The organism is Pseudoalteromonas sp. APC 3250, assembly GCF_030407915.1.
Lineage (GTDB): Bacteria > Pseudomonadota > Gammaproteobacteria > Enterobacterales > Alteromonadaceae > Pseudoalteromonas > Pseudoalteromonas tetraodonis.
Map to the genome: position 1 here is coordinate 143,782 of NZ_JASDCM010000003.1, position 24,745 is coordinate 168,526.

General features: G+C 40.1%; 20 protein-coding genes and 1 pseudogene. 9 read left to right on the forward strand and 12 right to left on the reverse strand.

The window, feature by feature from the left end; all coding sequences use genetic code 11:
• Positions 1-79: 79 nt before the first annotated feature.
• Positions 80-2,215 carry a M3 family metallopeptidase gene (locus QL986_RS04575; RefSeq protein WP_024602853.1) on the reverse strand — a complete coding sequence of 712 codons (2,136 nt, stop codon included), beginning with the start codon at positions 2,213-2,215 and terminating at the stop codon, positions 80-82.
• 289 nt (positions 2,216-2,504) lie between these two features.
• On the opposite strand from QL986_RS04575, the gene QL986_RS04580 reads away from it, so the two are divergent.
• From QL986_RS04580 to yegD, 6 genes are all read left to right on the forward strand, one after another.
• A complete protein-coding gene (locus QL986_RS04580) occupies positions 2,505-3,377 on the forward strand; it encodes a mechanosensitive ion channel domain-containing protein (protein ID WP_016899418.1) in 873 nt (290 codons plus the stop codon).
• 347 nt (positions 3,378-3,724) lie between these two features.
• Positions 3,725-6,013: a TonB-dependent receptor gene (locus QL986_RS04585; RefSeq protein WP_028835403.1), complete on the forward strand. Its 2,289-nt coding sequence runs from the start codon at positions 3,725-3,727 to the stop codon at positions 6,011-6,013.
• 115 nt (positions 6,014-6,128) lie between these two features.
• Positions 6,129-6,428: a hypothetical protein gene (locus QL986_RS04590; protein ID WP_024602851.1), complete on the forward strand. Its 300-nt coding sequence runs from the start codon at positions 6,129-6,131 to the stop codon at positions 6,426-6,428.
• Positions 6,429-6,524: 96 nt separating this feature from the next.
• Complete coding sequence (locus tag QL986_RS04595) at positions 6,525-7,181, forward strand: HAD family phosphatase (RefSeq protein WP_024602850.1); 657 nt, start codon at positions 6,525-6,527, stop codon at positions 7,179-7,181.
• A 34-nt stretch (positions 7,182-7,215) separates the two neighbouring features.
• Positions 7,216-8,058 (forward strand): DNA ligase, encoded by an 843-nt coding sequence (locus QL986_RS04600; protein ID WP_024602849.1) that lies wholly within the window; start codon positions 7,216-7,218, stop codon positions 8,056-8,058.
• Between the two features lie 79 nt (positions 8,059-8,137).
• Positions 8,138-9,502, forward strand: coding sequence for a molecular chaperone (gene yegD, locus QL986_RS04605; protein ID WP_024602848.1), 1,365 nt, complete (start codon positions 8,138-8,140; stop codon positions 9,500-9,502).
• Positions 9,503-9,506: 4 nt separating this feature from the next.
• Here the strand turns inward: yegD and QL986_RS04610 are convergent, their stop codons facing one another.
• The 5 genes and pseudogenes from QL986_RS04610 to QL986_RS04630 form a co-directional block, all read right to left on the reverse strand.
• Complete coding sequence (locus QL986_RS04610) at positions 9,507-9,971, reverse strand: methylglyoxal synthase (RefSeq protein ID WP_024602847.1); 465 nt, start codon at positions 9,969-9,971, stop codon at positions 9,507-9,509.
• 15 nt (positions 9,972-9,986) lie between these two features.
• Positions 9,987-10,619, reverse strand: a complete 633-nt coding sequence (locus QL986_RS04615; RefSeq protein ID WP_024602846.1) for a LysE family translocator — start codon at positions 10,617-10,619, stop codon at positions 9,987-9,989.
• A 145-nt stretch (positions 10,620-10,764) separates the two neighbouring features.
• Positions 10,765-12,384 (reverse strand): annotated as a pseudogene (locus QL986_RS04620) (S8 family serine peptidase).
• Between the two features lie 3 nt (positions 12,385-12,387).
• Positions 12,388-12,558 carry a hypothetical protein gene (locus QL986_RS04625; RefSeq protein WP_249365177.1) on the reverse strand — a complete coding sequence of 57 codons (171 nt, stop codon included), beginning with the start codon at positions 12,556-12,558 and terminating at the stop codon, positions 12,388-12,390.
• A 225-nt stretch (positions 12,559-12,783) separates the two neighbouring features.
• Entirely contained in the window at positions 12,784-13,959 is a 1,176-nt protein-coding gene (locus tag QL986_RS04630) for a multidrug effflux MFS transporter (protein WP_013464448.1), read from the reverse strand.
• Between the two features lie 184 nt (positions 13,960-14,143).
• On the opposite strand from QL986_RS04630, the gene QL986_RS04635 reads away from it, so the two are divergent.
• Complete coding sequence (locus QL986_RS04635; RefSeq protein ID WP_016899426.1) at positions 14,144-14,617, forward strand: hotdog fold domain-containing protein; 474 nt, start codon at positions 14,144-14,146, stop codon at positions 14,615-14,617.
• 77 nt (positions 14,618-14,694) lie between these two features.
• Here QL986_RS04635 and QL986_RS04640 read toward each other — a convergent pair whose 3' ends face one another.
• From QL986_RS04640 to QL986_RS04660, 5 genes are all read right to left on the reverse strand, one after another.
• Positions 14,695-15,177, reverse strand: coding sequence for a polymer-forming cytoskeletal protein (locus tag QL986_RS04640; protein ID WP_013464451.1), 483 nt, complete (start codon positions 15,175-15,177; stop codon positions 14,695-14,697).
• Complete coding sequence (locus QL986_RS04645; RefSeq protein WP_290191268.1) at positions 15,167-16,330, reverse strand: M23 family metallopeptidase; 1,164 nt, start codon at positions 16,328-16,330, stop codon at positions 15,167-15,169. The genes QL986_RS04640 and QL986_RS04645 overlap by 11 nt, the downstream gene beginning before the upstream one ends.
• Before the next feature lie 142 nt (positions 16,331-16,472).
• Complete coding sequence (gene fahA / locus QL986_RS04650; RefSeq protein WP_013464453.1) at positions 16,473-17,786, reverse strand: fumarylacetoacetase; 1,314 nt, start codon at positions 17,784-17,786, stop codon at positions 16,473-16,475.
• Positions 17,787-17,983: 197 nt separating this feature from the next.
• Positions 17,984-19,030, reverse strand: coding sequence for a 4-hydroxyphenylpyruvate dioxygenase (gene hppD, locus QL986_RS04655; protein ID WP_016899429.1), 1,047 nt, complete (start codon positions 19,028-19,030; stop codon positions 17,984-17,986).
• A gap of 540 nt (positions 19,031-19,570) precedes the next feature.
• Positions 19,571-21,070 (reverse strand): peptide MFS transporter, encoded by a 1,500-nt coding sequence (locus QL986_RS04660; RefSeq protein WP_013464455.1) that lies wholly within the window; start codon positions 21,068-21,070, stop codon positions 19,571-19,573.
• A 742-nt stretch (positions 21,071-21,812) separates the two neighbouring features.
• Between QL986_RS04660 and tyrR the strand changes: the two genes are divergently transcribed.
• Both tyrR and QL986_RS04670 read left to right on the forward strand, forming a co-directional pair.
• Positions 21,813-23,369, forward strand: coding sequence for a transcriptional regulator TyrR (tyrR, locus tag QL986_RS04665; RefSeq protein WP_013464456.1), 1,557 nt, complete (start codon positions 21,813-21,815; stop codon positions 23,367-23,369).
• Between the two features lie 112 nt (positions 23,370-23,481).
• Positions 23,482-24,018, forward strand: coding sequence for a thioesterase family protein (locus QL986_RS04670; protein WP_016899430.1), 537 nt, complete (start codon positions 23,482-23,484; stop codon positions 24,016-24,018).
• Positions 24,019-24,071: 53 nt separating this feature from the next.
• On the opposite strand, the gene QL986_RS04675 is transcribed toward QL986_RS04670, so the two are convergent.
• The gene (locus tag QL986_RS04675; RefSeq protein WP_013464458.1) at positions 24,072-24,725 is read right to left on the reverse strand and encodes an OmpW family outer membrane protein; all 654 of its coding nucleotides are present in this window, start codon (positions 24,723-24,725) and stop codon (positions 24,072-24,074) included.
• Positions 24,726-24,745: the final 20 nt, after the last annotated feature.

Sequence of the window (24,745 nt, forward strand, 5' to 3'; positions counted from 1 at the left end):
AGTTTATCTGTTATATATTGTTCTATAAACAATAAAAGCCCGCAAGCGGGCTTTTATATCAGTTGATTAAAAATATTAATTAATCAACTAAACCACGGCGCTTAAGCAATGCATCAGTCGTTGGTTTTTGGCCTCTAAACTCAATGTAGCTTTGCATTAAGTCACGGCTATTACCTTTTGATAGGATCTCTTTACGGAACTTATCGCCATTTTCGCGCGTTAAGCCACCGTTGTTTTCCATGTGAGCAAACGCATCGGCTGCAAATACTTCAGTCCACAGGTAAGCGTAGTAACCTGCTGAGTAACCACCTGCAAAAGTATGGCTAAAGTAGTTTGATTTATAACGCGGCGGAACAGGGTAGTAATCAATACCATGTGCCTTTAATGCGTCACTTTCAAACTGCTGTACGTCAGTTATTTTCTTATCAGAACCAAATGAATGCCATTCCATATCCAGTAGTGCTGCTGCTAAATATTCAGTGGTACCAAAACCTTGGTTGAACTTTTGCGACTCAAGTACTTTATCAAGTAGTGCTTGAGGAATTGGCTCTCCAGTTTTGTAATGTTTAGCGTAGTTAGCAAGTACCGTTGGTTCAATCATCCAATCTTCGTGTGCTTGTGATGGAAATTCAACAAAGTCACGTGCTGTTGCAGTACCTGCTAGGCTTGGGTATTTAACGTCAGAGAATAAACCGTGTGCCGCATGACCAAACTCGTGGAACATAGTTGATACTTCGTCAAACGTCATGAGCGTTGGCTCGCCTTCAGCCGGCTTTGGAATGTTTTGTGCGTTGTAAATAACAGGTTTAGTGCCTTTTAAGCCGCTTTGGCTTACGTATGCACTCATCCATGCACCACCACGCTTACCTTCACGTGCATATGGGTCCATGTAAAATAAACCAATGGCGCTGCCATCGGCGTTAAATACTTCAAATGCCATTACATCGTCGTGGTAAACCGGCAGGTCTTTACGCTCTTTAAAGGTAATACCGTAAAGTTTTTCCATAGCGAAGAACAAGCCGTTATGGATAACCGACTGCATTTCAAAATAAGGCTTAACTAAGGCTGGATCTAGGTCGTATTTCTCAGCGCGTACTTTTTCTGCGTAGAAAGACCAATCCCATGGTTTAAGTTCAAAGTTTTCACCCGAATCATTAATTACTTTTTGAATTGCTTGTGCTTCTGCTTTCGCTTTTTCAACGGCTTTTGGCGCTAGGTCATCTAAAATACCGTACACGTTATCAGTAGTTTGCGCCATGCGTGAAGTCATTACATAAGAAGCCCAATCTTTAAAGCCTAACAGTTCTGCTTTTTGTGCGCGCAGGTTAGTTTCTTTAATAATGATAGGGCCATTTGTTTTAGCAGCACGATTGGTTGATGCTTTAAAAATTTGCTCACGTAGTTCGCGATTTTCAAGGCTTGCTAAAATAGGTTGTTGCGTGGTGTTAACTAAGGTGATCATGTAGCCATCTTTGCCTGCTTTTTTAGCAGCGGCTGCAAGACCGGCAATTTCACCTTCAGATAAACCCGCTAATTTGCTTTTATCTGTTACTAAAATGACATCTTCTTTAAACGATTTTAATACGTTTTGAGAAAACTCAGTTGATAGTTTTGCAAGCTCTGCGTTGATTTCACGCATTTTTGCTTTTTCAGCATCGTTTAATTTTGCACCGGCTTTTACAAACTGTTTGTAGTAAAAATCGACTAGGCGTTGATCTTCAGCGCTTAACTTATCCTTATTGTCGTATACCGTTTGTACACGTTTAAACAATGCACCATTTAAATAAATGTCATCAGAGTGAGCCGAGAACACAGGCGCCATTTTTTTATCAATGCGTTGGTACTCATCGTTAGAGATAAGACCTGATAAGTTGTAGAATGCAGCTGATGCGCGGTTTAATAACTCACCAGCAAGTTCCATTTCTACCAAGGTATTTTCAAAAGTAGCTGGTTCTGGATTATTGGCAATTGCCAAAATTTCTGCATTATGTTGTGCAATACCTGCATCAAATGCAGCTTCGTATTCAGTGGTACCAAACTTATCAAACTCAGGAGCCATGTATTGTAATGGGCTTGGTTTAAATAATACATTGCTTGCGTTGATATCTTGCACTTGTGCTGTGCTTTGTTGTTTTGTTTCTTGGGTGCTTTCAGAAGAACAGGCAGATAATAAAAGTGCACTAGCAATCGTAGTGGCAATCAGTGTTTTACGCATAATAACTCCATAAAAAATAGTAGCCGAAATAGGCTTTTCGAGTCGAAAACCCAGTTAACTTACCAAATTTTGACTTATATACAACAAAGTTTATCGATTTAAAGCGGGATTTAAACGCAAATTAGGTGATAAAAACTCGGTATGTAAATAAAAAAGTAGAAAAATACAGCAATTATGCAATTAGCTTTAAATTTGTTGCTGCGTATTTAAGCTAACCGCATGCTAAACTTGGGGTATTATTAGCGCATAAAAATAATCGTTTGTGTGCGACCTTACACATGGAAAATCAATGAACTTAGAACAAATTAATCACATTCTCGCCTTTGTATTGTTTAGCTACAACGACATTCACATTACCGTGGCAAAAGTAATTCAAGTGCCGCTAATTTTGTTTACTATGTGGGTTGTGGTGACTCAGATTGGCAAGTTAATTAAAAAGTCATTACTTGCACGAAAAATGAGCCCAGATGCAGTGCATTTATTCACGCGTTTTTATTTTATTTTAAGTATTGCGATTTTACTTTTTACCTCCCTTGAGGTGCTCAACATTCCACTAACCGCATTTGCCTTTGTATCGGGTGCTATTGCCATTGGTGTAGGGTTCGGTGCACAAAATATTATTAATAACTTTATTAGTGGCTGGATATTAATGTGGGAGCGGCCAATCCGTATTGGTGACTTTTTAGAGGTTGGCACTGCAAAAGGGGTGGTTGAAACCATTAATACTCGCTCTACTCGTATTCGCAGGAACGACGGTGTTCATATGCTAATACCCAATAGCCAGTTATTAGAAAACACTGTAACCAACTGGACGCTTATTGACGGTAATGCGCGCTCATCTGTGAGCGTAGGCGTAGCTTATGGCTCTGATGTATTACTGGTTAAAAAGTTAATTCAGCAAGTATTAGATGAACATGAGGCAATATTGGCAACGCCTCAATCAACCGTATTGTTTGATGACTTTGCCGACAGCTCGCTGGTCTTTAATGCTATTTTTTGGGTGTGCGCTGAATCTGAAACTCGCTTAAGACAAGTGCGCAGTGATATTCGCTTTAGTATTTATGAAGTGTTTGAACAACACGATGTGGTGATTGCATTCCCGCAGCGAGATATTCATATTGATGGTGAAATTGCACTGACGCGTTCTTTAGTGAAAAAGTAGTATCTAGAAAGTACCGCTTTATTTATCTATATTTTTTAACAATTCATTGTAAGGACATATGTCCGCTTTTGGCTGTTTAGTTGCTAAAAGTACACTAAAAGTCGGGATAGTGCGCTTAAGTGTTAAAAATAAGTTTATATTTTTAACGCTCAGTATGCGGTAAATTAATTACAGCATGGTATAATCTCGCGCATTCAGTCAGCCTTATTTATGCCGTTTTTGTACTCTCGGTAATAAGGTCCGCGCCGCATAGAGCAAGTCGCGAAAAATTGACTGAATCCGTAATTATGTAATTGCGCAACACATCAACCGTTGAACAAGAGTGCACTAAAAAGGTTAACCCCGACATGAAAGCAATGAAAAGATCTACGTTAGCAACCCTTATCAATGCAACGTTGTTCTCTGCCGTAGCAGGTACTTCAATTTCAGCCCTAGCTGCTGAGCAAGAAACTACTGCTAAGAAGAACCAACTAGAAGTTATTCAAGTAACTGCTCGTAAACGAGTAGAAAACGCTCAAGAAGTACCTGTTGCTGTTTCAGCCCTGCAAGGCGACAGTTTAGATGCTTACAGCTCAGCTGGTATGGATATTCGTTTTATGAATGCGAAAATCCCAAGTTTATCTATTGAATCTTCATTTGGTCGTTCATTCCCACGCTTTTATGTACGTGGTTTAGGTAACACTGATTTCGATTTGAATGCTTCACAGCCTGTGTCACTTGTGGTTGATGAAATTGTACAAGAAAATGCTATTTTAAAAGGTTTTCCTGTATTTGACGTAGCGCGTGTTGAAGTGCTTCGTGGCCCACAAGGTACGTTGTTCGGCCGTAATACGCCTGCTGGTCTAGTTAAATTTGATACCGTTAAACCAAGTCAAGAATTTGAAGGTTATGGCTCTGTATCATACGGTAGCCGTGGCGCAGTTGATTTTGAAGGTGCTGTTGGTGGTTCATTAACAGACCGTTTATCAACGCGTGTTTCAGTACTTTGGCAAGACAAAGACGATTATATTGATAATCGTGCACCGGGCTTTGAACAAAAAGATGCCTTAGGTGGTTACACTGAACAAGCTGCACGTATTCAATTTTTATATGAAGGTGACGATTTCACTGGATTATTTAACTACCATGTCCGTGATTTAGATGGCTCTCCAATTGCCTTTCGTGCCAATACTATCAAACCTGGCACTAACGACTTAGTTGATGATTTTGAAAATGATGTGGTTTACCACGATGCCGCATCGCGTGCGACGCAACAAGTGGAATCACAAGGTGCAAGCCTTAAACTTGAGTGGGACTTAGCTAACCACACAGTAACGTCAATCTCTGGTTGGGAAAGTGCAGAAATTTACTCTCGTGCTGACATTGATGGTGGTTACGGTGGATTCTCTATCAATGATGTTCCAGTAGCTATGGGTCCTGGTTTTATTCCTTTTTCTTCAGAAAGTGCTGATGGTATTCCAGACCAAGACCAATACACGCAAGAGTTACGTTTATCAAGCAACTTTGCTGGCGATGTAAATTACCAGGTGGGTGTTTTTTACTTCGACGAAGCATTAACGATTGAAAACTTTAGCTATGATACGGCTAATAATGGCGTATTAAATGGGTTTGTTAGCCAACAGCAAGACACTAAAGCATGGGCTGTGTTTGGCTCAGTTGATTACACCATTACTGATGATTTAAAAGTAACCGCGGGCCTTCGTTACTCTGACGATGAGAAAGAGTTCTCAGCAAATCGTACGCTTAGCCCTGTAGGTGGTGCTGCTACTTACATTGAAAAAAATGTAAGCGATGATCACGTAAGCTGGGATTTATCGGCTAACTACAAAGTCAATGATGACGTAAACTGGTATGGCCGCATTGCTAACAGTTTCCGTGCACCGAGTCTTCAAGGTCGCATCTTATTTGGTGATGAAGTAACCGTTGCTGATTCAGAGACTGTTACTTCGTTTGAAACAGGTATTAAATCTGATGTATTAGATGGCCAAGGCCGTGTTAACGCAACGGTATTTTATTACACCATGGACGACCAACAGCTAACGGCTGTAGGTGGTGGTGCTAACTTTAACCGCTTATTAAATGCTGATAAAACAACTGGCTACGGTTTCGAAATTGATTCTGAGTGGGTGTTAACGGATGAGCTAAATGCCACGTTTAACTTAAGCTACAACAAAACCGAGCTTAAAGACAAAGATTTAGCCGTTGCTGTGTGTGCACAATGTACTGTTACTGATCCTACGTTCCAAGTACCAGGTGCATTTGGTCCTGAAGACCGTGCTATTTTAGATGGTAACAGCTTACCGCATGCTCCAGAGTGGATCTCTAACATCACACTTCGTTACACTAAAGAACTCGCTGAAGGTGAATTCTTCACTTACGCTGATGTGTCGTACCGTAGTGAAATTGACTTTTTCTTATATGAATCAGTTGAGTTTGAAGGTAAGCCACTAACAGAAGTAGGCCTACGTGCTGGTTATGCATGGGCGCAAGGCGACTACGAATATGAAGTATCGGCATTCGTGCGTAACCTATTTGACGAGCAACAAGCAATTGGTGGTGTTGACTTCAACAACAACACAGCAATGGTTAACGAAGAGCGTTACATTGGTGCTGAATTTAAAGTTAACTTTTTCTAATCGAAAAATTTAACGTTAAATTGTAATTTTTGATAAAAGCCTGCCTAGTGCAGGCTTTTTTATTTTTGTAGAGCTGCTAAAGTAGCGCTCATATGTTTATTAAAGAGAAAAAGTAATGGCTGGATTTTGGAATTATCGTGTAATTTTTTGTGAAGCAACCAAAGATGAAGCGGCGCAATATCAAATACATGAAGTGGAATACAACCTAAATGGTAAAGTAACTAACTGGTCAGAAACGGGGGCAGCGCCGTTTGGTACCACGTTAGATGAGCTAAAAGATGATGCTGAGCGCTTAAAAACCGCATTTGAAAAACCCGTACTTAAAGTGATGCGCAAAGCCCGTGGTTACGAGTTAGTTGATGTAGACACAGGTGAAGACGCTTATGCTGAGCCACCAGCAGGCTTGACCGAGTAACATAAATTAATTAAAGGTGCTTAGGCACCTTTTTTATTATTCAGAGCATAGGCTGATTAGCTAAACAGCTAAACAGCTAAACAACAAGGAGAAAGTATGTCTATTGAAGCGGTATTATTTGATATGGATGGCACGTTAGTTGATTCTGAAAGTGTGCATTATATCTGCTGGAGCCAATTACTTGCGCCTTTTGGTGTGCGTTATGACGAAGATGATTTTTGCCAGCGCTTTTCAGGGCGCCCCACGATTGACGCCGCAAAGGAAATAAAACAAACCCATAACTTGTCTGTGAGTAGTCGCTATTTAGCGGATGAAAAATACCGTTTGTTTAGCAAATTCGTTAAAACCAATTTACCGCCTTTAATGCCTTATGCTGCAGATATTTTATTCGCGGTTAAAGAGCAAGGCTTAAAAATGGCGTTAGTAACAGGCAGCGCACGCCATGAAGCTGAGCCAATACTAAAAGGATTAGGGTTTTATGATTTATTTGATACGGTGGTTACAAAAGACGATGTAACCAATCCAAAGCCTGCCGGTGATCCCTATTTATTAGCACTTAAAAATATGCAGGTCGCTGCAAAAAATGCGATTGCTGTTGAAGATACCTTCACTGGCGTAACAGCAGCAAATAATGCAGCCTTAGCCGTTGTAGCGATTGCTAATAAGCACACCGAGCAGCACGACTTCAGTAAAGCAACACAGCAAATGCATAACCTTGAAGAATTTTGGCAATGGCTTCAATCTCAACTATAGTTTAAGCCATATTTAAATTTGCAAGGATGCAGTAATGGTGATGATTAAAACAACGCTATTTATTTTTTTAACGCTTTTTAGTGCGAGTTTATTAGCGCAATTGCCGCAGGTGCAACTCGCTGATGTTTATGATGAAACTAAGCATAACGATATTCGCCAATATTTGGTGAGTGAAAAGTTTGACGGCGTTAGAGCAATATGGACGGGGAAACAATTTGTTACCCGCCAAGGTAATCCAATTAATCCTCCTAAGTGGTTTACCGCCCCTTTGCCTGATGTTTGGTTAGACGGTGAGTTATGGACCCAGCGGGGTCAATTTTCTGTTCTCAGTGGTATTGTTAGAACAAAAATACCCAACGACTTACTCTGGCAAACAGTGACTTATCAAGTATTTGATATGCCAGATACAAGCACGCCTTTTCATCGTCGCTATCAAAATTACCTGTCACTCATTACTAAGTTAAATAGCTCACATATTAAGGCGGTTAAGCAATATCAATTTAGCGACAATCAGCAACTAAGTGATTACTTTAATGAGATCACCAAACAAGGTGGCGAGGGCGTTATGCTTCATTTAGCAGAGGCTAAGCATACGAGTGGTCGCTCTAGTGCATTGTTAAAACTCAAACCTTATTTGGATGCTGAAGCGCTAGTTATTGAATATTTACCAGGTAAAGGTAAATACACAGGTATGCTCGGGGCATTGCGAGTGCAAACCAAGCAAGGCGTAACCTTTTCTATTGGCACGGGCTTTAGTGATGAAGAACGCAAGCGTCCGCCAGCCATTGGTTCAACAATCACTTATCGATACCACGGATACACTAAAAATGGTTTACCGCGTTTTGCTAGCTTTTTGCGAGAAAGACCCGAAAAATAAAGAGTTTAGGCCAATTCAGTATATATTTTTTAGCAATTATGCTAAATTGCGCGGCCTTTTTGGTAATGTTTGGTGATCTATGTTTGTTGGTTTTGATTATGGTAGTTCTAATTGTGCTATGGGTGTTTTAAACGAAGAGCGTGTTCAGCTTATCCCTTTAGAGCAAGGCAAACATTATCTTCCATCAACTTTATACACTCATCATAGCGCCTTAGTCGTTGATTTTGTTGCGCAGCATTTGCAGGGCTCAGAGCATGAGCATGCCTATAAAACCGCGCGCCAACCCTTGCTTAATACGCTCCCGCGAATTAAATCAGACCTAGACTTACAAGCCGGCGACGACACTCTATTTATTGGCCGTGAGGCAATTAGTGAATATGTACAATTTCCTGAAGAGGGTTATTTTGTAAAATCCCCTAAATCATTTTTTGGCGCAACGGGCTTAAAGCAAGGGCAAATCAATTTTTTTGAAGATATTGCCACAGCAATGATTTTAAAAATAAAACAACGTGCTGAATTATCGTTAGGGTATACGCTGAGCCAAACTGTTATTGGGCGCCCAGTGAATTTTCAAGCGGTCGGTGGTGAGCAGTCAAACCAACAAGCCGTGGGTATTTTAACACGCGCAGCAAACCGAGCAGGCTTTAAAGATGTTGAGTTTTTATATGAGCCACTCGCGGCTGGGATTGATTATGAAAGTGATTTAAAGCAAGACCAAAAAGTATTGGTGATTGATATTGGCGGTGGTACCAGTGACTGCTCATTTGTACAAATGGGGCCAAGCTTTAGAGGAAATAGCCAGCGAGATGCAGACTTTTTAGCACATAGTGGTAAACGTGTTGGCGGAAACGATTTAGATATTGCTTTGAGCTACCATGGTTTAATGCCGTTACTCGGGCTTGGCAGTACGTTTAAATCAGGTTTACCGCTACCTAATCAACCATTTTGGCAAGCTTGTAAAATTAACGATGTGAATTTACAGAGCCAGTTTTATAGTGCTCAGCATTATCGTGAACTCAGTGCGCAGTTACGCGATGTCAGCGCCCCTGAACTTTACAAACGACTTATTCACTTACAGCAAAATAAGCAAGGTCACCAATTAGTTCAACAAGCTGAAGCGGCTAAAATTGCATTAACATCCGCAAATAGTTTTAATTGTGATTTAGCCTTTTTAGATAACTCATTAAGCAAAGATATTTCAGTCGCTGATTTAGCGCTTGCTGTTGACGATAGCATTAGTCAGATTGTTACCTTGGCTAAACAGGCAATTACTGATGCCAATACCACTCCCGATGTGATTTACTTAACGGGAGGAAGTGCACAGTCTCCATTAATTAAAGCAGCGTTGAGTGAGCATTTAGGCAACATAAAAATGGTGAACGGTGATCACTTTGGTAGTGTAACTGCTGGCCTTACTAAATGGGCCAGCATACTTTATAAGTAAGCTACTATAGAGATATTTGTCGGGTTGCGAGGTATTTTTCGTAATCTGGCAATGTTCGCTCAAGCTCTATATCCATTAATGGTGAGCTAAGTAGCATATCGGCACTCACTTCATTACACGCCACAGGAATATTCCACACAGCAGCTAAACGTAGCAGAGCTTTAACATCGGGATCATGAGGTTGCGAGGCTAAAGGGTCCCAAAAAAAGACTAATACATGTATTTCATGCTCCGCTATTTTCGCCCCGAGTTGTTGATCGCCGCCCATAGGGCCACTTAATAATTGAATAACATCAAGCCCTGTTGTTTTCTCTATTAAATGCCCAGTAGTCCCTGTGCCATATAAAGTGTGTTTACTTAGAATGGCCTTATGTTTTTCGCACCATAACTTAAGCGCGGCTTTTTTTCCGTCATGTGCTACTAAGGCTATATTTTTTTGCGCAGGTAGAGATTGTATTTTTTGATCCATGCTGATTCTTATTAGTTAGAGTAATAAATTGATAGCCAAGGCAATAAATACAATGCCTGTGAACCTATCAATCCAAAGCTGGCTATTTGGGTGATTTCTAAAAAATTGAGCTATTTTATCGCCGAAATAAATATACGTGCAGTCAATCGGAAAAGCAAAGATTGGATAAAGTAGCCCAAAAAATGCCAGCTGAAAGGTTGCAGATGACAAGCTAGGGTCAACAAATTGTGGGATAAAAGCAATAAAAAACAAAGCCACCTTAGGATTAAGCACTTCTGTCATCATGGCTTGAAACATGACATTTTTGTTTTTATTGGTTGTAACATGCGGTTTATCGCTTTGCTCACAAGATGGTGGCATAAACGTGCCTTTAAGCATCATAAAACCTAAGTAACATAAATAGGCTGCACCTGCATATTGTACGCTGGCATAGGCTGTTTCAGAGGCTTTTAAAATAGCACTTAAACCGACAACCGCAAAAAATGTATGTACTACGCCACCTAAGGCAAAGCCAAAAGCACTTTGCATACCTGCTTTTCGCCCGTTAGCAAATGTTTGTGCCATTAAAAACGCGTTTGATGGCCCAGGCGCAACGGCCATGAGAAAACTGGCGAGTAAAAATGAGAGCAAAAAGTCAGGGTTGATCATTAAACAGTACGAGAAAGAAGTGATGAGTGATTTTATCAAGCAAATACAAAAATAAAAAGCGGGCATATTGCCCGCTAAGTTGAGGATACTAAGTTGTTATAAAACTAGCCGTTATGCTTTTAAACATAACGAAGTGCTAAATTTATTAAAAACTAACGGTGATATTATTTGAGCACACCGTAGTGCTCAGCGCTTCACATACTTGATATGTATAGATGCCACCCCCTTTAGTATTAATGCTGTCGGTGTAGGCATTATTATTTGCAGTGGTAATGACTTTGCTACCATTGCGGTAGATATCAACTTGGCTTGTTGCTGCGCCATTCCAACTTAAATCAACAAATTTAGTGCCTTTTGATTTGTAACTTGAAGCGCTAAGAGAGATATCATCTACGCCTGGCTCTGGATCAACACCACCAGTATCGCCACCCGCACAGCCGTTTGCTGTAAGGTAAGCATCAGCGTCTGCCGCTTATACAATACCATAGCCAAAGTAATCATCACGACCAGCAGCCCTTTGATCTTGCGCTGTTGCTTTTAACGCATCGCGAATTTCTGTGCCTGTACAGCCGCTATGGTTAGACCATACTAGCGCAGCAATACCTGAAACCGCAGGCGTTGCCATTGACGTTCCACTCATAAAACCATAATCAGTTGCGCCAATATTAATTGTCACGTTTGTACTAGCAACTAATGCGCTACGATCTTCAAATGCAGCGCCTACAGCAGGAATTGAAGTATTGTTGGTATCACCTAGTGTTCGTATAACATGCCGGCTTCATTGTTAATAATAACCGCACCTAAACCGCCTGAGTTTTCACAGTTAGCAACTTTGTCGTAAAATGAAACAACGCCGCGGTCAATCATACATACTTTACCAGCCGCTGCTGGATCAACTGTTTCGCCGGTCCCCATAAAGTAGACACTCGCCGTGACTTGACCTGCATTTTCCATTGCTGATGAATTTTATGCTGTGCCATCGGCTGACATACTCGCTGCTGTAGCCATACCTGCAGGGTAGGTTGATAGCGTATCAACACCACCGGCTGTTACTTCTACACAAATGGTTTCATCGTTTGTTGCACGTTTACCACGACCTGATGAACAACTTGGGAATTGTGAAAAATCAGCAATTTGATTATTGGCATCATTAGCACCAACCATCATTACCCGCGGCAGCAACAACAAGGCCGCCTGCATTAGTAAAGTTAGCAAACGCATTTGATTCTGTACTGTTTGAGTCGCCGCCCCCTAAGCTCATACTAATAATGTTCGCACCTGCTTGAGAACATAAATCTGCTGCTTGAGCCAAGTCAGATGAGTAACCCCAGCCTGATTCGTTAAATACTTTAATAATGTGCATTGCCACACCCGGTGCCATACCTACCACACCAAGGACGTTGTCTGCAGCACCAATTGTACCGGCTACGTGAGTACCATGTGGGCCGCCATTATCAAACCAATTACCGGTGCCACTGTCGTTATCACCGGTGATGTTGCCCCAAATAAAGTCAGGGTTTGATCTATCTAAGCCGGAATCGATAACACAGACTTTCATGCCTGCATTGGCATCAAAAGTTACTTGATCAACCTGTGATTGATAAACGGCATAAGGCGTAATTTGCTGCTGCATTGCATCGCCTACATCATCGTTAAATAATGACATAGGTACACGCTTATGATCTTCTTCAATGAGTTTAATATGTGGGTTGTTGAGTAGGCCTTTTAAGCTACTTAAATCTTGACCAGTAAATTTTGCGGCAATAAATCAATTACCATCTACTTTAATCTCACCACCTAGTTTTTTAGTAAGCGCTTTAACAACACCTTTTTTATTATTATCAACTTGAATGATGAAGCGATCGTTTGCAGCATGGGCAGTTCCGGCTGCACAAATACCAGTAAGAACTAATGCTAAGGCGAGTTTATTCTTTTTCATATTATAATATCCTAGAATTAATTGGTTAACTTTATGTTAACTTAAGCCGGCATTAAAATAATAAAAAGCAAAAAACAAGGTATTTTATCTACAAAAACGAAATTGTTTAACTAAAAATTAATTATTTTCAAACAAAAAATATATACTTTGTTTGGATTAGGGGCGGCTAATCAAGTAGCACCTGAATTAGCCAAAATGAGAGAAGTATTGAAAATGCGTTAGTGGCTAAGCATATTTAGCATAACGAAACAGTAAATAACAAAAAGGAATTAATAATAGAAAGTGCGTACCAATAAGCTCTGGGGTTGATAAGTTTAAGTATTGAGTAATAAAAACCAATAAGCTTGCTCCACTCATTTGCATTGCTCCCAAAAGAGCAGAGGCGGTGCCTGCTTGTTTAGGAAATAAACTCAAAGCACGCCCAGCGGCAGAGCCAAGTGTCAAGGCAAAACCAAATGCTGCAATGAACATAGGGATCATTAATGCCAATGGCGTTTTATATTGGCTTAATAACAACATAAGTAAGCCGGCACTCACTAGCACTAAAAGGCCTATTTTTAAGGCTCTTTTAGGTTGACGTTTAATGTAAATAGGCATAATAAAACTAGCAAGAATACTAAGCACTGCATTGAGCGAGAACCAAAAGGTAAAGTCGGCTACGCTGCCACCTAATTCAGTAATGAGCCAACCGGGAGCCAGTGTTACAAACACCAATATGGCTGACATAGTGACCATACATAACAAGCTATTAAATAAAAATAATGGAGTTGAAATGATGGGGAAAAAGCGTCTTAAATCTAAAATATGCCCCTGGTAATGACTGTCTGCTGGTCGTGTTTCCCTAAACAAGAATAAGGTGACAATAAACCCCAGTAATGCAAAACCGGTTAAAAATAGAAAGTTCATTTGCCAACCAAACTGTACGGTTAGCCAAGCACCTAAAATGGGCGCTAATGCTGGAATAAAGCAAACGATACCGTTTAGATAGGTAATTATTTGGCCACTGCGTTCACTACCAAACTTATCTCTTACTATTGCAAAAGCGACAACAAAGGTAGCGCACGCGCCTAACCCTTGAATAGCACGAGCAAACATCAGTACTAAAAAGCTAGGAGCATAATATGCACCCAATGCCGCCAGTCCATACAAAGCGACCCCAGTTAAGGCAACGGGCTTTCTGCCAAAACGATCAGCGAGTGGACCTGCAATTAATTGCCCTAAACCAACAGTAAGCATAAAAATAGCCACCGTTTGCTGTACTTGCTTTTCGCTCACTGAGAATTGCTCTGCGATAGTGGGAAAGGCAGGCAGGTAAATATCAATGCCCATCGGACAAAAAATGACGAGTAACGCTAAGATAAGTAATAAAGTAAAATTGGGTTTAGCGGGCTGTGTATGCATCAGGTCTCCTTTTGTCGGTATTTTAAGTGGCGACTGATGAAAAAGAAAGGGCTTATGGCCGATGTATCAGCCAAGTTACCTACTTTTAACCTTATTATGATTATTTTTGTTTAAGTATCACACTTCTTTAAACTGATCCGATGTGTTAATTTGCTTTTTAAGCAAAGACAATGGAAAAATAATAATGAGTAATGAGTCTGCATTAATTAAAACATGGCATAAATTTAAAAAGTGGCCATGCGGTAACTGGCTTTTCAGTAAAGCCGTGTGTTTCAAGGCACCTTATTTTGGCTCTATGAAACCCACTATTTTAGATTTAAAAGCAGGGCACTGTAGTGCTGTGGTTAAAAACACACGCCGTGTACATAATCATATTGGAACAATTCATGCGATTGCTCAATGTAATTTGGCTGAGCTGTGTGCGGGAGTGATGGTGGATGCGACGGTACCGTATAAAACACACCGTTGGATACCTAAAGGTATGACAGTACAATATTTAGCTAAAGTAGACACAGACGTTACCGCGATTGCTGAAATTGAGTTACCTCATCAATGGATTGATAAAGAAGATTTAGTGGTGCCGGTAAAGCTTTACAATACCCGAAATGAGTTGGTGTTTACTGCAGATATAACCATGTACATCACAAAGAAGAAGTAATTGCTAAATTATATTTTTTATATAAAGCATTAAAAACAATGGTTTAGTTTATTGACTAAACCATTTTTTGTTCAGGTTTAACTTTTTGCAGTAGACGACTTGTTTACAAACGAAAGGCCACTGTCTTCATTATCAACAATGGCTTTTACATCGTTAACCGGTTTTGGTTTATCTTTAGCATGCTCAATGACTTCTTTTTCAAAGCGCTGCTTTAAACTACCTTCAATAATCGCACCGGCTTCTATGCTTAGTGTGTCATGAAAAATATCGCCAAGTACATGGGCATTATTTTCGATCTTCACTTCGCTTGCATTTAAAGAGCCTATGATTTTACCTTTAACAACAACGCTGCTCGCCTCAACAACGCCTTCAACAACACCGGAGGAGCCGATAACTAAATGCTCAGCTTTAATATCACCGTCAATACGTCCATCGAGTTGCACTTCACCTTGGCTAACTAAAGAGCCTGTAATACGCACATCGTTAGAAATAATTGAGGGAGTATGACTCACTCGCTTGATTGATGAGTCCGTTTTTGCTTGTTTATTTTTACCAAACACGAGAAAGCGCCTTTGTTATTTTTAGTGGATTGACATGCTTGTCGTCTATTAATACTTCATAGTGTAAATGAGTACTTGTACTTCTTCCGGTACTGCCCATTAAACCAATGACATCATGCTTTGCAACAACTTGGCCTTTTTTAACATTAACTTTGTTTAAGTGACCAAAGCGCGTTACAACGCCATTTTTATGTTCTAATTCAATAAAGTTACCATAACCACCATTGCGCCCAGCTCGGCGTACCGTTGCATCGGCAGGGGCAAAAATTTCTGTTTTATGCCAGCCAGCTAAATCAACGCCTTTATGAAATGCGCGTCTTTTATTCATGGGATCTTTTCGAAGCCCAAAGTTGCTCGAAATATAATATTTTGCGGCAGGTAAGGGTAATGTGTTCGGCAAGTCGGTTAAAAAGTTTTCTAGCTGATTTAAAACAAGCAACTTATCGGCAATAGCTAAAAATGTATTGGGTATTTTACTTTCATCAAGTATGTCCAGCGGGCCACCTTGCGCCGTTGTTTGTGCCGCTAATGCGAGGTGCTGTGCAAGTGCATTTTCGAGACCTGTGTCTTGCAATATCTCTAAAATAGCGTCGTGCCGTTGATTAATTTGCGCAGCTAATAAGGTAAAATTAGTATCGTATTGCTGATTTAGTAAAGTATAGCGCTGCTCAAAACTGGTGGCGCTATTATGGGCATGTTTGTTTTGTGACTTGTCATCTTCGAGCGGCTCATGGAATTCGCTCTCACTCTCATTTATAGGGGAGGAGTCAAGCTCACCCTCTAATTTAATGGCGTCTTTGCTAATAGAAGCAGGCAATGATTCAATCATACCTTGTAATAAAGCTTGTTTTTGTTCTAGTTCAGCTAACTGTTCTTGTTGTAATGCATAGCGTTGCTGCTGCTGCTTTACTTTTTGTTGCCACTGCGCTTGCTTATCAAGTTGAGTTTGTTCGATATGAGATATTTGGTGTGTTTGCATATACACACGAATACTAGAGACACTCATCCACACAATAGCGGTGATAATAATAGCGAGTACAGAAACTTGTAACCATGGTGCCAAAACCACATGCTTTACTTCGCCATTTTGGCGAATAAGCAGCTGGCGAGCTGGGAAGTTTTTATGAAAAAAAGATTTTATGAATACAAACATGTCACATATTTACTGGCTATTAACGGATTCAAGATAGCAATTTCAACTAAAAAAGCCAGAAAAAAATTGTAACTATGGCTTAATTAATAAAAAAGGGCGGCTTATTCGGCCACCCTTTTTTACTAGTTTATTGATTTTACAATTATTTTGCTGGCAATACCGTACTCTCTACGCAGCCGAAGCCAATACGTGCAAAACCTTCTTTTTCACACCAGCCACGCATTATCACGTTGTCGCCGTCTTCCAAGAAGCTACGCTGTTCGCCGTTGCTTAAGGTGATTTTTTCTTTACCACCACGAGAAAGCTCAAGTAATGAACCGGCTTCTTCATGAGTTGGGCCTGATTGCGTTCCAGAGCCCAGCATGTCGCCTGGCATAAAGTTACAACCGTTTACCGTATGGTGAGTCACCATTTGTGCCACAGTCCAGTAAGAATGCTTAAAGCTAGATTTAGACACTTGTGTTGGGTTGTAGCCTTCATCACGCATTTTTTGCGTTTGAATTTTAACATCCATTTGAATATCAAATGCGCCTTGATCACGGTTAGCCGTTGATTCTAAATATTCCAATGGTTGCGGATCATTTTCATCACGCGTCCAGCTTGTTCTAAATGGTGCAAGTGCTTCGGTAGTTACAATCCATGGTGACACGGTTGATGCAAAGTTTTTTGCTAAAAATGGACCAAGCGGTTGGTATTCCCATGCTTGTAAATCACGTGCTGACCAATCGTTGAAAACACAAAAGCCAAACACATGTTTTTCAGCATTTTCAATGGCAATAGCATCACCCAGCTCATTACCCTTACCCAAGTAAATACCCAGTTCAAGCTCGTAATCAAGACGCTTACACGGACCAAATGAAGGTACTTCTGCGTCTGGCGCTTTAGTTTGTCCTTTAGGGCGATGGAACTGCTGACCAGATACGCCAATAGATGACGAACGACCGTGATAACCAATCGGTACCCACTTGTAATTCGGTAGCAGTGGGTTATCAGGGCGGAATAAACTACCTACGGCCGTAGCATGATAAATCGAGGTGTAAAAGTCGGTGTAATCGCCAATGCGACATGGCAGAGCAAATTCAATCTCGCTTTGCGCAATAAGTGCGTGTGTAAGTTGTTCTTGATGCTCAGAACCTTCACGTAATGCTTTCGATAATGCTAAACGTAGGGCTGACCAATATTGCTCACCCAGACCCATAAACTCATTTAGTGTAGGATTACTTGCTGCAGCAATGGCGACTTGAGCATCGCCACTAAAAATAGCGAGTTCATTTACTTTTGCTAAATCAATAACCTGATCGCCAATGGCAACCGCGCCACGGAAAGCTTCGTTGCTATTTTTGCGACGTACTTCGGCAAAAGGTAGATTTTGGATAGGGAAGTCACATTGTGCATCATTTGCTGATGCAACCCAGCTAGTTAAATTTATATCATGGGTTTCGTTAATTAAACTCATTACATTTCCTTTGGTTTAGTTGGTCGCGCATATCAATTTATTAAATAAGAACATCGCACCAGCAAGTTTTAAATATCTACTAGTTATATGGTGATGAAAAGCGCGATTTAAACACGCAAAGAGAGATAAGCTCTCTTAGCTACGATTAAACGACAAAAAGCAGCGAAATACGCTGCTTTTTAGAGTCATAATTTTAATTATAAAACGCCGCGGCGTTCTTGATCTCGCTCGATTGATTCGAACAGCGCTTGGAAGTTACCTTCACCAAAGCCACCATCGTCAACACGTTGAATCATCTCAATGAAGATTGGGCCAAATAAGTTTTTAGAGAAAATTTGCAATAAGTAGCAATCTTCGCTTTGGCTATCAACCAGGATTTGATGCTCACGAATCTTTTCTTTGTCTTCTTTAACCCATGGTACACGGTCAAAAATAGTATCGTAGTACTCAGGGATAATATCTAAAGTGGCGATAGTTGATTTATCTAACTTATCAAGTGAGCTCACTAAGTCATCAGTTAAAAAGGCTAAATGCTGTACACCTGGGCCATTGTATTCGCCTAGGTATTCATCAATTTGGTTATTGTCGTTACCTTTACCTTCATTGATTGGAATAGAGAAAGTGCCACAAGGTGATTTTAACGCATAAGAGAGTAAGGCTGTTTTTTGGCCTTTAATATCAAAGTAGCGCACTTCGGTAAAACCAAACACGTCTTTATAAAAGTTAGCCCATGTTTCCATTGTGCCTTTATAAACGTTGTTAGTTAAGTGGTCTATACGTAAGAACCCTTTATCATTGACGACGTTTTGCTCAGCTAAATCTTCAAAGTCGTTTGCGTAGATAGAGCCTTTATCGCCAAACTGTTCAATAAAGTATATTAAGCTGTCGCCAATGCCGTAAATGGCAGGGTACGGTAAGTCTTTATTTGCTGCATCAGTAGCAGGCTTAGCGCCACGCTCAACCGCTGCTTCAAAAGCCGCTTGAGCGTTCTCTACGCGCCAACCCATAGAACAAATTGCTGGGCCATGATTTTTAGCAAATTCAGCTGAAAAACCATCGCGTTCATTATTTAGTAAAAAATGAATATCGTTTTGGTTGTAATAAACAATGTCTTTACCTTTGAATTTTTTTAACTTTGAAAAACCAAAATCGGTAAACACTTTATCCATGTAATCGGCATCGGGTGTTGCGTACTCGGTAAATTCAATACCAACCAAACCTAAAGGGTTATTTACTTCACTCATTATAATTACTCCCGCAATTAAGCACTGCGATTATTAGTTATCGTATTGCCTGCATGATTAACCAGATTGGTGTTTTGGGGAAGAGGGTGTTGTTATTTAGTAAATAGCGCGTGTGTAAATTTTACGAGACGGTTATCAAAGTATGTTGTTTATTTACATACGAGCAGGTGAAAGTAAAAATTAGGTAGCGAGATAAAAGTGTAGGTTTTCTTGTTAAATTATTGATTGTTAATAGTTTAATTTAATTTATTTATATGTGTTTTTAGTTTTTTTGCGCTTAAAAAAGTGCAGTTTTTGTATTTTATTATTTACACTTTTAATGAGTTTGGTTAGCTGCGATATATATAAAAACAAAGAGTATTGATGGTTTGCTGCTATAAACTCGTTTATGCACAGTGATGAGGTATAAATAATAAACGGCTGAATGTAAAAATTGTGGGGTTTAATCAAGCGGCCATAAAAATACCCCCTGCAGTTAACTACAGGAGGTATTTGATATCATTTATCAAAGCTCATAATTATGCGTGTGATAAATCTAAATTATTGTGTTGGTGCGGTTTGTTCTAAACCTTGTTTTTCCCATATTTTAGCTTTAAAACTCATCAGTACTAAGATGATACCTACACCGATACTAAATAAGGCAATTTGTAGGTAAAGGTTCGGGATTTCTTCAACATTGTTAGGATCAAAGTTACCAGCAAGTAATCCTGAAATAACGTTACCGATAGAGTATGTAAGTACGAATACCCCCATCATTTGACCAGTAAAGCGGCGAGGCGATAACTTACTTACAGCGCTCAATGCAACTGGGCTTAAACAAAGCTCACCCACTGTGTGTAAGAAATACGTAGTAACAAGCCAATAAGGTGCTACTTTTAAGCCTTCAGCGGCATAGTGTGCTGCCATAAACATTACTAAAAAGCCTGAAGCCATAATAACGAGGCCCAACGCACATTTTACGCTGTAAGTAGGCGAGACCATTTTTTTAGATAAATTAATCCAAAAAGCGGCAAAGAATGGTGATAGCGCAATAATGAACAATGAATTTAGAGATTGGAACCAGGTCGTTGGAATTTCAAATGTGCCAACCAGACGGTCTGTGTAGTCACGAGCAAACAGATTTAATGAAGAACCGGCTTGTTCAAAGCCAGACCAAAAACAGGCTGAAGCGACACAGACTAAAAATAGCGCCCACATTCTTTGTTTTTCAGCATCGGTTAGTTTGCCTTTGAAGTATATAAGGCCAAAGTAAACGAAAAAGATAACAGTAAATATAACTGCGGTGTACCCTGCAACAATCGATGGGTTAATGACAATAGCACCTGTCATCGCAGCAGCGGTAACACCGGCGGTCGCGATAACAAATGCAGCAATACCACCCCATGCGCGCGAAGTACCTTTAGGACTTAATGGGTTAGCAGGTAAGGCGCTGTGATCTGGTAAGTTTTTAAGTGTACGCTTGTATTGAATTAAACCAATACCCATACCAACAGCCGCGGCACCAAATGCCCAGTGCCAACCTACGTTTTCCATAAAGTAACCACACACGTAGTAACCAATTAAAGAACCTAAGTTAATACCCATGTAGTAAATAGCGAAACCACCATCACGGCGCTCATCTTCGTCAGTATAAAGCTGACCAACCATGGCACTTATATTAGGTTTAAGTAAACCAGTACCTGTTGCAACAAAGATCAAACCAATGAAAAATGAATATTCATGTGGCACGGCTAAAATAATATGGCCACACATGATAATAATACCGCCATACCATACTGCTTTTTGGCCACCAAACAATCTATCTGCTAACCAACCACCAGGTAAACCTAAAAAGTATACTGAACCTGTGTATAAGCCATAAATTGCAGCAGCAGAAGCAACGGTAAATCCTAGGCCTTCTTGTTGTAAACTTGCTGTCATAAATAATACGAGCATCGCTCGCATACCGTAGTAACTCATTCGTTCCCACATTTCTGTGAAAAACAGGGTTGAAAGTCCTTTAGGGTGACCAAACCAGCCACTGTCAGAATTTGAACTCATATTTACTTCCTAATTCATTATTGTTTTGATGACCTTGTGGTTTTTTATTTAGCTAAATTTTTACTCATAAAAAGTATAATAAATGCTCGATCATCAGTGTTTTTATGCAGCTAAGGTAATGGTTTGCTAAACGCAGCTATACGTTTAGGTAAGAGTCACACCCTTATCCTAGTTACAATTGCGCCTAAGTATACATAGACCTTTGTGCGAGGGGAAGCGTTGAGCGCGCTATCATACATCGGTTATGTAATTGTTAAATACCAGTGTGTGAACCCCTATTTGCTGCAGTAAACACCTAAACTTATCAAAAAATATCTTTAACATCATAGGTAACATTGTCATACCAACGTTATCTTTAACACTGTTTAAATACAGCTTGAAAAATAAATAAAAGCTTTGTTTTACGGGTAGTTACAGCTACTAAATTTTTAATAATAGTTAACCTTTACTACTTTAATTTAATAATCACCACTTAGATTAAACATGAGCGAATATTGGCGTATGGACAGTAATGATTCGCTCATTGCAGCATATAATTTATACAAGGCCAGCTTGACTAAATTGAGTTGCAATAACCCCGACTTTTAGTGAACAGCCAAGCTTGAATGCGTTAAGTGCTTGAAAAAGCCCTCTAGTTAGTAAAAAAACATTTTTTCGTCCAAATTTCTTTACAATAAACTATGCTCGTAAACAGAGTTAGCGTATTATTCACGCCAACTAGTTTTTCCTTACCTGAGGGTGTATGCGTTTAGATATTCACTGTGCAGACCGAGTTGGTATTGCTCAAGAGATTCTTAATATTTTAGTTAGCTACAATGTTGACTTAAAGGGGATTGAAGTCGACTCAGTAAATTGTCGTATGTATGTGAGTTTTCCTGAGATTGAATTTGAACAATTTCAAAAAATCATGCCGTCTATTCGCTTAATCGATGGTGTACATGATGTACGCACAACCGCGTTTTTACCGTCTGAACGTGAGCACAACGAACTTAACACCTTATTAAGAGCACTTCCTGATGGCGTTATATCTATTGATGCTAAAGGGTGGGTGCGCCTGTGTAACGACGCAGCCTGCAAAGATTTACAACTCACAGAAAAAGAAGTCACCGGTGCTAATATTAATAATTTGCTCAAAGGCTTTAACTTTACGCGTTGGTTAGAGGGCAAAGAAGTACTGGGGCAAACCACGCGTGTTGAAGTAGCAGGTGAAGATTTTATTGCTGATATTCTGCCTATTGCGGTCCCTCAAGGCAGCGAAGGCGATGTGTTAGCGGGCGCGGTAATTAATATAAAATCGCAAAGCCGTTTAGGTCAGCAAGTGAGTGCTTTTAGGCGTTATGGCCAAGAAAGCTTCGCGACTATTCATAACTTTAGCACGGCGATGCGCCGTGTGGTTCGCGAAGCGCGAAAAATGGCGCAACTTGAAGCTCCCATTCTTATTACGGGTGAAACGGGGACGGGTAAAGAGTTGCTAGCACGAGCTTGTCACTATGCATCTAACCGCTCAGTAAAACCATTTATTGCTTTATCGTGTGCCTCGTTACCAGATGATGTTGCTGAGTCCGAACTATTCGGTTATGCCGGGTATGAAGAAAACGCAGCGCCTAAACGTGGTGTACTCGAACAAGCGGATGGTGGAACGGTATTTTTAGATGAAGTAGGTGAAATGTCGACGCAGCTACAAACTAAATTGCTACGTTTTTTACAAGACGGTACATTTAGAAAAGTTGGCGACGAAAACGAAGTTAAAGTGAACGTGCGTATTATTGCTGCCACGCAAAAAGATTTACCAGCAATGGTTCAAGAGGGCGTATTTAGAGAAGATTTATACTACCGAATTAATGTATTAACACTGGAAATTGCGCCGCTTAGAGATCGTAAAGCGGATGTTGGGCCACTTGCTGAACACTTTATTCAAAAATATGCGCAGCAAAATGGCCATACAGTCCCCGAGTTATCTGAAGAATGTTTAACGTTTTTACAAGATTACCCATGGCCTGGCAATGTACGCCAATTAGAAAACGCGATTTACCGTGCGGTATCGTTGTTAGAAGACAGTGAACTGCGCGTTGAACATTTACAGTTACCTACGTTTACCCATGATTTAGGCTATTTAGAGTCTGATTTTGAGGGCTCGCTTGATCAAGCGGTTAAGCGTTTTGAAGCCACCTTACTGCGTAAGCTTTATCCTGCCTATCCTAGCTCTCGTCAGTTAGCTAAACGCTTGGGACTGAGTCATACTGCTGTGGCTAATAAATTGCGTGATTACGGCATTAACCGCAAAACGGTTAAAGTTTAAAAATAGATACCCAAATATCCTCATTTAGTGATTGATTCCTTGGTTTAAAAACAACCAAAGGAGTCAATCGCTATGATACACTGATAAAAACTCAACTGGTAAGACCTCTACTGTGAACTTATATTTTAGACTACTGCTGTTATTTTTTAAAATTAAACGTAATCGTGACTATCAATCGTTGTTAGATACGGTTGATATAGACTACAAAGCATTACCAAGTGACTGCGATATTAATTTGCATTTAACCAATTCACGCTATTTGGCGATGATGGATTTATCGCGTACCTGGATGACTGAACGGGTTGGTTTGCTTAAGCAAATAATGAAACGTCGTTGGTTTCCTATTGTTAATGCGACAGCTATTACCTACATCCGCGATATTAAGCCAATGCAACGTTTTACTATTAGTACGCGTTTGGTTGGCTGGGATCATAAATACTTTTACATTGAACAAAAGTTTCATTCAGAACGTGGCTTACATGCCATTGCTTATGTGCGCGGCGTGTTTAAAAGTAAGAAAGGGGTGGTCAGTGTTGAGCATATGCTCGAGGTTGCAGGCTTTGACGGGGTTGCCCCCATTTTACCGGCTGAAATAATTCACTGGAAAGAAATGCTTGAGCAAAAAAAAGTAAATAACTTACCTCGCTAAACACAGGCAAAAAAAAAGGCCTAACGGCCTTTTTAACACACACATAAACGTTATTAAAACGAGTATTTAAGACCAAACATGGCAACAACAGGGTCAAGTGACACGGTTGATGTTAATGCTTTTGCGCCATTAGCATAAACAGTCGCATCAGTATCAATATCCATGATAGATACCATAGCGTGTAGGCCCCATTTTTCATCAATCTTGTAGTTAGCACCTACTTGAGCAACAAAACCAAATGAATCATCTAGTTTTACTTCTACATCGTTAGTTCCTAACGTTGCTTTAAGTGCTGCAGAAGGCTGTTCGTCAAAGAACGTCGTATAGTTAATTCCCACACCTACAAACGGACGAAGTGCATAGCTGCTATCTAAAAAGTGGTATTGTGCAACCAGTGATGGTGGTAAATGTTTAATATCAGCAATTTTATTACCAGCTAAACCACCAGTACCTTCTACATCATGAGAAAACGGCGTTGCTGCAATAAGCTCTAATACCCATTGGTCGTTAAATGCGTAATCTACAGTAATACCTAACTGAGTATCTGAGTCGCCTTTTAAGCCTAGAGTAGGTGCTTCGTTAATTTTTGAACCATCGTTATCTGGATTAACATTAATTGCGCCAACATTAACACTAAAGTTAGCGTGTGCTGCAGGAGAAAGAGCCAGTAAAGAAGTAAGTATTGCAATGCTTAGTTTAGTTTTCATGTTGTTCTCCGTGAACTACT